The sequence below is a fragment of the Streptomyces sp. TG1A-8 genome (genome assembly GCF_030499535.1).
Taxonomy (GTDB): Bacteria; Actinomycetota; Actinomycetes; order Streptomycetales; family Streptomycetaceae; genus Streptomyces.
Window position 1 is genome coordinate 4446261 of record NZ_JASTLB010000001.1, and the last position, 11020, is coordinate 4457280.

Sequence of the window (11020 nt, forward strand, 5' to 3'; positions counted from 1 at the left end):
CCGCGTGACCCGGGAGTGATTTCCGCAACAGCCCGTTCGCCGGCCGCCCGGCCCGGACGGTCCGGCCGCCCCCGCCGACGTGTCGGGAATGCAAAGAAAACGCGGGGGGAATGTGCACGCATGTCCCGGTCGTGACGTCCTCCGGGGGAAAACCGTCACCCCCCTTTGAACACCGGTCCGTTCCCGTCCGTACGGGTGGGCGAGCGACCGACTGGGGGAACCCCCGGACACCGGAGGTGGGCGTGCGCAAGGATGCGGCCGTGGCCAAGGAACGTGGATCGAGGGCCCGACATCGCATGTCCTCACAGCCCGCCGAACCCGACGAGGAGTTGATGCGCGCCCTGTACCGGGAGCACGCCGGTCCTCTGCTCGCGTACGTCCTCAGGCTGGTCGCCGGAGACCGGCAGCGCGCCGAGGACGTCGTACAGGAAACGCTCATCCGTGCCTGGAAGAACGCCGGTCAGCTCAATCGGGCGACCGGTTCGGTACGCCCCTGGCTGGTGACGGTCGCGCGCCGCATCGTCATCGACGGCCACCGCAGCCGGCAGGCCCGGCCGCAGGAGGTCGATCCGTCGCCGCTGGAGGTCATCCCCGCGGAGGACGAGATCGACAAGGCGCTGTGGCTGATGACGCTGTCGGACGCGCTCGACGACCTGACCCCGGCCCACCGGGAGGTACTCGTCGAGACGTACTTCAAGGGGCGTACGGTCAACGAGGCGGCCGAGACGCTGGGCATCCCGAGCGGCACGGTCCGCTCCCGGGTGTTCTACGCCCTGCGGTCGATGAAGCTGGCACTGGAGGAGCGGGGGGTGACGGCGTGATGAGCGGGTACGGGGGAATGCCAGGGTTCGGCGCGGACGGTCCGGGTATGTCTGGCTCCATGAGCCCCAGCCAGGGACCGGTGCCCAGGGAGCACGAGACCGTCGGCGCCTACGCCCTCGGGATCCTGGACGACGCCGAGGCCACCGCCTTCGAGGCCCACCTCGCCGGCTGCGAGTGGTGCGCCCGCCAACTGGACGAACTGGCCGGGATGGAGCCGATGCTGGCCGCGCTCGCGGACCTGCCGGGCTCCGGCAGCACGCCCGCGATCGGCGAGTCGCTGTCGGCCCGGCCCGCTCCGCGGCTGGTGGAGAAGCTGGTCGACGAGGTCGCCGAGCACCGGGCGCGCAAGCGCCGGCGCGGTTTCTACACGGTCGCGGCGGCGGCCGCGCTGATCATCGCCGGACCGCTGGCGGTGGCGGCGGTGAACGGCGGCCCGGACGGCGGCGGCCAGGTGGCCGCGGCCCCCGCCCAGGCGCAGTTCCAGAACACGGCCGACAGGAGGACGGCGACCGACCCGACGACCCACGTCACCGCGACGGTCGCCCTCCAGGAGAAGGCCTGGGGCACCCAGGGCGTGCTGCGGCTGAAGAACGTGAAGGGCCCACTCAAGTGCTCCCTGGTCCTCGTCGCGAAGGACGGCCAGCGCGTGACCATGTCGTCCTGGTCCGTACCCGCCTGGGGCTACGGCGTCCCGGGGGCCCGGACGGAGCAGTCGAAGAAACCGCTCTACATCGGCGGCGCCGCGGCCTTCAAGCCGAACGAGATCGACCACTTCGAGGTCGTGACCTTCGACGGCAAGAAGCTCGTGCAGGTCGACGCGTAGCCGCCGTAGCCTTGCCGGGTCCCCTTCGCGTACGGTTGACGGCTGCCCAGCACGTCAGAAGGGGGCCCGGTGGCCGCTCAGGTTCAGCAGTCCGCGGTCGACCCGGTACAGGACGCACGGGATTCCGTGCGTGACCGGGAGATCGGCGTCGAACAGGAACACCTGGACCGGGTGTACCGGCGACTCGAGGAGAAGATCCACGAGGCCGAGTTCCTGATGCACGACGCGGCCAAGCGCGGCCAGGTGGGCACGCCGGGCGCGCTGGCCGAGCGGGACGCGCAGGTCTTCCGGGCGGGCATCCACCTGAACCGGCTCAACAACGAGTTCGAGGACTTCCTCTTCGGCCGGGTCGACCTGTTGCTAGGCAAGGACGGCAGGAAGGGCCCCGACGGGGCGTACACGGCGGTGGAGCCCGCGGAGGGCGCCGTCCGGGCCGACAACACCGCCGACATCGCCGAGACCCTGCACATCGGCCGGATCGGCGTGCTCGACGAGGACTACGCCCCGCTGGTCATCGACTGGCGCGCCCCGGCCGCCGCCCCCTTCTACCGGGCCACGCCCGTGGACCCGGGGCGGGTCGTGCGGCGCCGGGTCATCCGCTCCAAGGGGCGCCGCGTCCTCGGGGTCGAGGACGACCTGATGCGGCCGGAACTGACGGCCTTCCTCGACGGCCGCGAGCTGCCCGTCATCGGCGACGGCGCCCTGATGGCCGCCCTCGGCCAGGCCCGCAGCCACACCATGCGGGACATTGTCGCCTCCATCCAGGCCGAGCAGGACCTCGTGATCCGGGCCCCCGCCGCCTCCGTGACGTACGTCGAGGGCGGGCCGGGCACCGGCAAGACGGCGGTCGCCCTGCACCGCGCGGCCTACCTGCTCTACCAGGACCGCAGACGCTACGCGGGCGGCATCCTGATCGTCTCGCCGACCCCGTTGCTGGTGGCCTACACCGAGGGTGTGCTGCCCTCGCTCGGCGAGGAGGGCCAAGTCGCGATCCGCGCGATCGGCTCGCTCGTCGACGGCGTCGAGGCCACGCTGTACGACTCCCCGGCCGTGGCCCGCGCCAAGGGCTCGTCCCGGATGCTGAAGGTGCTGCGGAAGGCGGCCCGCGGCGCCCTGGAGCTGGGGCCGGGCGCGGGTGCCCCGGCCGGGCAGCTCACCCTGGACGACGACGCGGACAGCGCGCCGCCCGCCCCCGCCGGCCCGCCCGCCCGGCTCAGGGTCGTCGCCTTCGGCCGCCGCCTGGAGCTGGAGGCGGCGGAGCTGGAACGCGTGCGCCGCACCGCCCTGGGCGGCACCGCGCCGGTCAACCTGCTGCGCCCGCGCGCCCGCAAGCTGCTCCTGGACGCGCTGTGGGCGAAGTCCGGCGCCGCCACCCGGCACACCGACCCGGAACTCGCGGCCGAGCTGCGCTCCTCCTTCGACGAGGACGTCGCCGGCGAGGACGCCTTCCTCGCCTTCCTCGACGCCTGGTGGCCCGAGCTGACCCCGAAGGCGGTCCTGGCCGCCATGGCCGACGAGAGGCGGCTCGGCCGCTGGGCCCGCCGGATCCTCAACCCCGGCGAGGTCCGCAAGGTCGCCCGCTCGCTGAGGCGGGACGGGCACTCGGTGCACGACGTGGCCCTGCTGGACGAACTGCAGGCGGTCCTCGGCGCGCCGGCCCGCCCGCGCAGGAAGCGCGAACTGGACCCGCTGGACCAGCTCACCGGCCTGGAGGAGCTGATGCCGGTGCGCGAGGAGACCCAGCGCGAGCGGGCCGAACGGCTGGCGCAGGAGCGCATCGAGTACGCGCACGTCATCGTGGACGAGGCGCAGGACCTCACACCGATGCAGTGGCGCATGGTCGGCCGCCGCGGCCGGCACGCCACCTGGACGGTGGTGGGCGACCCGGCCCAGTCCTCCTGGTCCGACCCGGACGAGGCGGCCGAGGCCCGCGACGAGGCGCTCGGCACCCGGCCCCGGCGCCGCTTCGAACTCACGGTCAACTACCGCAACCCGGCCGAGATCGCCGAGCTGGCCGCCCGGGTCCTGGCCCTGGCGATGCCCGGCTCCCGGGCGCCGTCGGCCGTGCGGTCCACCGGGATCGAGCCCCGCTTCACCGTGGTCCGCGGCTCCCTGGAGAAGACGGTGCGCTCGGCGGCCGAGGAACTGCTGTCTCTGGTGGACGGCACGGTCGGCGTGGTCGTCGCGATGAACCGGCGCGAGGAGGCCCGGCGCTGGCTGGCCGGGCTCGGCGGCCGGGTGGTGGCGCTGGGCAGCCTGGAGGCCAAGGGACTGGAGTACGACGCGACGGTCGTCGTCTCCCCGGCGGAGATCGCGGACGAGTCCCCGGCCGGCCTGCGCGTGCTGTACGTGGCGCTGACCCGGGCCACGCAGCAGCTCACGGTGGTCTCGGGGGAGCGGGACGAGCCGGACGCGGCGGGGGTGCCGGACCTGCTCCGGGACTGATTTCGCGGAAACCCGCCGCACGGGAATGGCCAGGGCCCATCCGTTTGTTAGCCTTGACGTGGCACCGGCTCGATCCAAGCCCCCGGGCCCAACCATAGTCGCTGCGAGCGACCACTTGCCGCGAGGCGAGCATGGCGGGCCGGTGTCATGAACGGTGGGAGGCCCACGTCACGATGTGACGTGGGCCTCCTGCTTTCCCCGCTCCGGGCCCCTTTCCGGGCTGATCGCCCCCCGTACGATGGAAGTCGTTTTCCGCACGTGCGCGCCCGGACGGGCGCTCCCCGTGGACCGAACGCCCGCGACCAGGGGCGGTTAACGCGTACTCAGGGGTAGGTGCGACGATCGGACGGCACAACCCGCGACACGGTGAAAGCAGAGGAAGTCGGACATGGCAACGGCGCCCAGCGTCTCCTACTCGATGACCATCCGGCTGGAGGTGCCCGCGAGCGGAACCGCCGTCTCGCAGCTCACCACGGCCGTGGAGTCCTCCGGAGGCTCGGTGACCGGCCTCGACGTCACCGCGTCCGGCCACGAGAAGCTCCGCATCGACGTCACGATCGCGGCCAGCTCGACGGCGCACGCCGACCAGATCGTGCAGCAGTTGCGCGGCATCGAGGGCGTCACCCTGGGCAAGGTCTCCGACCGTACGTTCCTGATGCACCTCGGCGGCAAGATCGAGATGCAGTCCAAGCACCCCATCCGCAACCGTGACGACCTGTCCATGGTCTACACGCCGGGTGTGGCCCGGGTCTGCATGGCCATCGCCGAGAACCCCGAGGACGCCCGCCGCCTGACCATCAAGCGCAACTCCGTCGCGGTCGTGACGGACGGCTCGGCCGTGCTGGGGCTCGGCAACATCGGCCCTAAGGCCGCCCTTCCGGTCATGGAGGGCAAGGCGGCCCTCTTCAAGCGGTTCGCCGGCATCGACGCCTGGCCGCTCTGCCTGGACACCCAGGACACCGACGCCATCGTCGAGATCGTCAAGGCGATCGCCCCCGGGTTCGCTGGCATCAACCTGGAGGACATCTCCGCGCCCCGCTGCTTCGAGATCGAGGCGCGGCTGCGCGAGGCCCTGGACATCCCCGTCTTCCACGACGACCAGCACGGCACCGCGATCGTGGTCCTCGCTGCCCTCACCAACGCGCTGCGCGTCACCGGCAAGGCGATCGAGGACATCCGGGTGGTCATGTCCGGTGCCGGCGCGGCCGGCACCGCCATCCTCAAGCTGCTCCTGGCCGCGGGTCTGAAGAACGCCGTCGTCGCCGACATCCACGGTGTCGTGCACTCCGGCCGCGAGGACCTGGTCCGGGCCCCGGCCGACTCCCCGCTGTGCTGGATCGCCGACAACACCAACCCCGAGGGGCTGTCCGGCACCCTGAAGGAGGCCGTGCGCGGCGCCGACGTCTTCATCGGCGTCTCCGCCCCGAACGTCCTGGACGGCGACGACGTGGCCGCCATGGCCGACGACGCGATCGTGTTCGCGCTCGCGAACCCCGATCCCGAGGTCGACCCCGCGGTCGCCCGGCAGACGGCCGCCGTGGTCGCCACCGGCCGCTCCGACTTCCCGAACCAGATCAACAACGTGCTGGTCTTCCCGGGCGTCTTCCGCGGCCTGCTGGACGCCCAGTCCCGCACCGTCAACACCAAGATGATGCTCGCGGCCGCGAAGGCCCTCGCCGACGTGGTCACCGAGGACGAGCTGAACCCGAACTACATCGTCCCCAGCGTCTTCAACGACAAGGTCGCCGGCGCGGTGGCCGGTGCGGTCCGCGAGGCGGCCAGGGCGGCGGGGACGACGGCGTAGCGGCGACGTACCGTAGGGTGCAGGAGGCTGTGAGGATCGACACCCCCGGCCCGGACCCCGGCGCGTCGGGGAACCCCGCACCGCCGGGCGCCCTCTAGGGTGACGGCCGGGCGGGCGCTCCCCGTACGACTCCCCAGGGTGTTCCCGCAACTCCTGCGGGTGCCGGATTGGCTTTCCCGCCGCAGGTAGGGGCAGGATGCGTCTCTGGGCGCGAGCGCATCGGCATCGATCTCACCTCACGCCTCAACGGCAAGAAGAACACGGGAGTAACAACATGAACCGCAGTGAGCTGGTGGCCGCGCTGGCCGACCGCGCCGAGGTGACCCGCAAGGACGCCGACGCCGTTCTGGCCGCGTTCGCCGACGTCGTCGGCGACATCGTCTCCAAGGGCGACGAGAAGGTCACCATCCCCGGCTTCCTGACCTTCGAGCGCACCCACCGTGCCGCTCGTACCGCTCGCAACCCGCAGACCGGTGAGCCCATCGACATCCCGGCCGGCTACAGCGTGAAGGTCTCCGCGGGCTCCAAGCTCAAGGAAGCGGCCAAGGGCAAGTAAGCACTCCGCCAGGCGAGCGCCGGCGAACACCGATGGGGCGGCACCCGGTCATCCGGGTGCCGCCCCATCGTGTCGGGGGTGGCCCCGCCTAGCCGAGCGCCTTGCCCGGCAGCTCCACCTTCGCGCCCAGTTCCACGAGCTTCTCCATGAAGTTCTCGTAGCCGCGGTTGATCAGGTCGATGCCGTGGACCCGGGAGGTGCCCTCGGCCGCCAGGGCGGCGATCAGGTAGGAGAAGCCGCCGCGCAGGTCGGGGATGACCAGGTCGGCGCCCTGGAGCTTGGTGGGACCGGACACGACCGCGGAGTGCAGGAAGTTGCGCTGGCCGAAGCGGCAGTCGGAGCCGCCCAGGCACTCGCGGTAGAGCTGGATGTGCGCGCCCATCTGGTTCAGCGCGGAGGTGAAGCCCAGCCGGGACTCGTACACCGTCTCGTGGATGATGGACAGGCCGGTCGCCTGGGTGAGCGCGACCACCAGGGGCTGCTGCCAGTCGGTCTGGAAGCCGGGGTGCACGTCCGTCTCCAGCGCGATGGACTTCAGCCGGCCGCCGGGGTGCCAGAAGCGGATGCCCTCGTCGTCGATCTCGAAGGCGCCGCCCACCTTCCGGTAGGTGTTCAGGAACGTCATCATCGAGCGCTGCTGGGCGCCGCGGACGTGGATGTTGCCGTTGGTCGCCAGCGCCGCCGACGCCCAGGACGCGGCCTCCAGGCGGTCCGGCAGGGCCGCGTGGGTGTAGCCGCTGAGCCGGTCCACACCGGTGATGCGGATCGTGCGGTCGGTGTCCATCGCGATGATCGCGCCCATCTTCTGCAGGACGCAGATCAGGTCCTCGATCTCCGGTTCGACGGCCGCGTTGGACAGCTCCGTCACGCCCTCGGCGAGCACGGCGGTCAGCAGCACCTGCTCGGTCGTGCCGACCGAGGGGTACGGCAGCCGGATCTTGGTGCCCCGCAGCCGCTGCGGCGCCTCCAGGTACTGGCCGTCCGCCCGCTTCTCGATCGTCGCGCCGAACTGCCGCAGCACGTCGAAGTGGAAGTCGATGGGCCGGCCGCCGATGTCGCAGCCGCCGAGGCCCGGGATGAACGCGTGCCCGAGGCGGTGCAGCAGCGGGCCGCAGAACAGGATCGGGATACGGCTCGAACCCGCGTGGGCGTCGATGTCGGCGACGTTCGCGCTCTCGACGTGCGTCGGGTCCAGGACCAGCTCACCGGGCTCCTCGCCCGGCCGGACCGTCACCCCGTGCAGCTGGAGCAGCCCCCGGACGACCCGCACGTCACGGATGTCCGGAACGTTGCGCAGTCGGCTCGGCGCGCTGCCCAGCAGGGCGGCGACCATGGCCTTCGGCACGAGGTTCTTCGCACCGCGGACACGGATCTCGCCCTCCAGCGGGGTTCCGCCGTGGACAAGCAGGACATCGTCGTTGACGGTCATGAATCTCGCGTTCCGATGAGGGGGACAGGGGTCGGCCGGTCAACTGTGAGCAGGGGCCGGAGAAACAGGGTAATCGCCGATCACCCCCCGCCCGTAAGCCCGCGCACCGCCCGGTCGCCTTCCGGCCGCGTCACGACACGGGCGGTTCCGCGCCGGGCACGTCGGGTCACCGGCTCCGGCGCGTGCGCCGAGTGCTCTGAGCTGCGTTCACTCCCGCACCCCGGTTGGCTCCCCACTTGGGGGGAAGATGCGGGATCATGTCTGGCATGACCGAGGTGTCCTCGCTCACAGGGCGGCTGCTCGTGGCCACACCCGCTCTGGCGGACCCGAACTTCGACCGCGCGGTGGTGCTCCTCCTCGACCACGACGAGGAGGGTTCCCTCGGCGTCGTCCTCAACCGCCCCACCCCGGTGGACGTGGGCGACATCCTGGAGGGCTGGGCCGGCCTCACCGGCGAGCCCGGCGTGGTCTTCCAGGGCGGTCCCGTCTCGCTGGACTCGGCGCTCGGCGTCGCGGTGATCCCGGGCGACGGCGACCCCGCCCCGCTCGGCTGGCGGCGGGTGCACGGCGCGATCGGCCTGGTCGACCTGGAGGCACCCCCGGAACTGCTCGCCTCCGCCCTCGGCTCGCTGAGGATCTTCGCCGGGTACGCGGGCTGGGGCCCCGGTCAGCTGGAGGACGAACTGGTGGAGGGCGCCTGGTACGTCGTCGAGTCCGAGCCCGGCGACGTCTCCTCCCCGGCCCCGGAGAGACTGTGGCGGGAAGTGCTCCGGCGCCAGCGCAACGAGCTGGCGATGGTGGCCACGTATCCGGACGACCCTTCGCTCAACTGATGCCCCCCGCCTTCAGTACCCTGGGGCGTATGAGCACTCTCGAGCCCGAGCGCGGGACTGGTACGGGGACCCTCGTAGAGCCGACGCCGCAGGTCTCCCACGGCGACGGTGACCACGAGCGCTTCGCCCACTACGTCCAGAAGGACAAGATCATGGCGAGCGCCCTCGACGGCACCCCCGTCGTGGCGCTGTGCGGCAAGGTGTGGGTGCCGGGCCGCGACCCGAAGAAGTACCCCGTGTGCCCCATGTGCAAGGAGATCTACGAGTCCATGGGCAACGGCGGCGGCGACGAGGGCGGCAAGGACAAGTAACCGCGGAACACGCTGGCGGGCCCCCGGGGCGGCGCCGTAGGCGCACCCCGGGGGCTTTCGCGCGCCCGCGCCCCCAAGTGGTCCAGACCTCTTGTGGGCGGTCCGGCGCGCCCCTACCCTGTCGGGGGTTGCGAGCGGTGGAACAGCCGTTGCGCACACTGCAACGACCGGGGAGGGGGCCGACGTGAGCGAACTGATCCCGGCGCCGCGCGCCGTCGAGGGCCCGATGCGCTGCGCGGTGGTCCTCGGCCGGGGCACCACCCTGTGGGCCGCCCCCGGTACGGACGGCACCGAGCGCTGGCTGCGCTCCACGCTCGGCGCCGCCCTCGGCCTGCCCCTGGCGCCCGGGCCCGAGGGCCGCGGCGACTCGGTGCGCCTGTACCTGGACGACGGCCTGGAGCCGGAGGCGTACCGGCTCCGCGTGATCACCGGCCGGGGTGTCGAGATCCGGGGCGGCGACGCGGCCGGGCTCTTCTGGGGCGCGCAGACGCTGCGCCAGCTGCTCGGCCCCGACGCCTTCCGGCGCGCCCCCCTGCGCCCCGGCGCCCGCCACGTGATCCCGCACCAGGTCGTCGAGGACGCGCCCCGGTTCCGCTGGCGCGGCCTGATGCTCGACGTCGCCCGGCACTTCATGCCCAAGGAAGGCGTCCTGCGCTACCTGGACCTGATGGCCGCGCACAAACTCAACGTCCTCCACCTCCACCTGACGGACGACCAGGGCTGGCGGATCGAGATCGAGCGGTACCCCCGGCTGACCGGCGTCGCCTCCTGGCGCGCACGGACGAAATTCGGCCACCGGGCCTCACCCCTGTGGGACGACCGGCCGCACGGCGGCCACTACACCCGGGACGACGTCCGGGAGATCGTCGCCTACGCCGCCGAGCGGCACATCACCGTCGTCCCGGAGATCGACGTACCGGGCCACTCGCAGGCCGCCATCGCCGCGTACCCGCACCTGGGCAACACCGACGTCGTCGACACCGCCGCCCTCGCCGTCTGGGACACCTGGGGCGTCTCGCCCAACGTCCTGGCGCCCACCGACGCCACCCTGCGTTTCTACGAAGGGGTTTTCGAGGAGGTACTGGAGCTGTTCCCGTCGGAATTCGTGCACGTCGGCGGTGACGAATGCCCCAAGGACCAGTGGCGGCGGTCACCCGCGGCCCAGGCGCGCATCGCGGAACTCGGCCTCGCGGACGAGGAGGAGCTGCAGTCCTGGTTCGTCGGCCACTTCGGCGCCTGGCTCGCCGCGCGCGGGCGCCGCCTCATCGGCTGGGACGAGATCCTGGAGGGCGGGCCCGCCGAGGGGGCCGCGGTGTCCTCCTGGCGCGGCTACGGAGGCGGTGTGGCCGCCGCGCGGGCCGGCCACGACGTCGTCATGTGTCCGGAACAGCACGTCTACCTGGACCACCGTCAACACCCGGGCGCTGACGAGCCCGTGCCCGTCGGCTTCGTGCGCACCCTGGAGGACGTCTACCGGTTCGAACCCGTCCCGGCCCAGCTCACCGAGGCCGAGGCCCGGCACGTGCTCGGCACCCAGGCCAACGTCTGGACCGAGACGATGGAGGACGCCGCGCGCGTGGACTACCAGACGTTCCCCCGGCTCGCCGCCTTCGCCGAGGTGGCCTGGAGTCGCCTGCCCGCCCCCGGGCAGCGGGACTTCGCGGACTTCGAGCGCCGGATGACCGCCCACTACCGGCGACTCGACGCCCTCGGCGTCGCCTACCGGCCACCGTCCGGGCCCCGGCCCTGGCAGCGCCGTCCAGGCGTGCTCGGCCGTCCGCTCGACGGGCCGCCCCCGCACCGGTGACCGCCCCGCCGCCCCCGCACCGGCGGCCGGGCGGCCGGGCCCGGGCGGGCCCGGGGGCAAATCCCCAAGTCCCGGCGAAGTGCGCCAATGGTGCTTCCCCGCCGATGCCGTGTGAAAACGGACCACCTCCCCGATGGGGTGGGTGAACGCCTCCTGGCGGACCCCCGCGTTCGAGCCTTGCGAAGATGTG

9 protein-coding genes are annotated in these 11020 nt (G+C 72.4%); 8 read left to right on the top strand and 1 reads right to left on the bottom strand.

Annotated elements, in window-relative coordinates; translation table 11 throughout:
* The first annotated feature begins 236 nt into the window (after nt 1-236).
* The 5 genes from QQY24_RS19455 to QQY24_RS19475 all read left to right on the top strand — a co-directional run bounded on the left by QQY24_RS19455 (nt 237) and on the right by QQY24_RS19475 (nt 6450).
* On the top strand, nt 237-821 hold the full coding sequence (locus QQY24_RS19455) for a sigma-70 family RNA polymerase sigma factor (protein ID WP_301973965.1): 585 nt from the start codon (nt 237-239) through the stop codon (nt 819-821).
* Between the two features lie 59 nt (nt 822-880).
* Nucleotides 881-1645, top strand: a complete 765-nt coding sequence (locus QQY24_RS19460; RefSeq protein ID WP_301973966.1) for an anti-sigma factor — start codon at nt 881-883, stop codon at nt 1643-1645.
* 69 nt (nt 1646-1714) lie between these two features.
* The gene (locus tag QQY24_RS19465; RefSeq protein WP_301973967.1) at nt 1715-4090 is read left to right on the top strand and encodes a UvrD-helicase domain-containing protein; all 2376 of its coding nucleotides are present in this window, start codon (nt 1715-1717) and stop codon (nt 4088-4090) included.
* A 388-nt stretch (nt 4091-4478) separates the two neighbouring features.
* Nucleotides 4479-5894: an NAD-dependent malic enzyme gene (locus tag QQY24_RS19470; RefSeq protein ID WP_301973968.1), complete on the top strand. Its 1416-nt coding sequence runs from the start codon at nt 4479-4481 to the stop codon at nt 5892-5894.
* Between the two features lie 274 nt (nt 5895-6168).
* The gene (locus QQY24_RS19475) at nt 6169-6450 is read left to right on the top strand and encodes an HU family DNA-binding protein (protein WP_301973969.1); all 282 of its coding nucleotides are present in this window, start codon (nt 6169-6171) and stop codon (nt 6448-6450) included.
* An 88-nt stretch (nt 6451-6538) separates the two neighbouring features.
* Here QQY24_RS19475 and murA read toward each other — a convergent pair whose 3' ends face one another.
* Nucleotides 6539-7879: a UDP-N-acetylglucosamine 1-carboxyvinyltransferase gene (gene murA, locus QQY24_RS19480; protein WP_301973970.1), complete on the bottom strand. Its 1341-nt coding sequence runs from the start codon at nt 7877-7879 to the stop codon at nt 6539-6541.
* Nucleotides 7880-8145: 266 nt separating this feature from the next.
* On the opposite strand from murA, the gene QQY24_RS19485 reads away from it, so the two are divergent.
* The 3 genes from QQY24_RS19485 (at nt 8146) to QQY24_RS19495 (ending at nt 10830) form a co-directional block, all read left to right on the top strand.
* Nucleotides 8146-8712, top strand: a complete 567-nt coding sequence (locus QQY24_RS19485) for a YqgE/AlgH family protein (protein WP_301973971.1) — start codon at nt 8146-8148, stop codon at nt 8710-8712.
* Between the two features lie 29 nt (nt 8713-8741).
* On the top strand, nt 8742-9023 hold the full coding sequence (locus QQY24_RS19490; RefSeq protein ID WP_301973972.1) for a DUF3039 domain-containing protein: 282 nt from the start codon (nt 8742-8744) through the stop codon (nt 9021-9023).
* A gap of 184 nt (nt 9024-9207) precedes the next feature.
* Entirely contained in the window at nt 9208-10830 is a 1623-nt protein-coding gene (locus QQY24_RS19495; RefSeq protein WP_301973973.1) for a beta-N-acetylhexosaminidase, read from the top strand.
* Nucleotides 10831-11020 lie beyond the last annotated feature (190 nt).

Bases quoted from the DNA above. Each gene is read 5' to 3' on its own strand.
- QQY24_RS19475 (WP_301973969.1), top strand. From the start codon at position 6,169: ATGAACCGCAGTGAGCTGGTGGCCGCGCTGGCCGACCGCGCCGAGGTG.
- QQY24_RS19470 (WP_301973968.1), top strand. From the start codon at position 4,479: ATGGCAACGGCGCCCAGCGTCTCCTACTCGATGACCATCCGGCTGGAG.
- QQY24_RS19490 (WP_301973972.1), top strand. From the start codon at position 8,742: ATGAGCACTCTCGAGCCCGAGCGCGGGACTGGTACGGGGACCCTCGTA.
- QQY24_RS19485 (WP_301973971.1), top strand. From the start codon at position 8,146: ATGACCGAGGTGTCCTCGCTCACAGGGCGGCTGCTCGTGGCCACACCC.
- QQY24_RS19460 (WP_301973966.1), top strand. From the start codon at position 881: ATGAGCCCCAGCCAGGGACCGGTGCCCAGGGAGCACGAGACCGTCGGC.
- murA (WP_301973970.1), bottom strand. From the start codon at position 7,879: ATGACCGTCAACGACGATGTCCTGCTTGTCCACGGCGGAACCCCGCTG.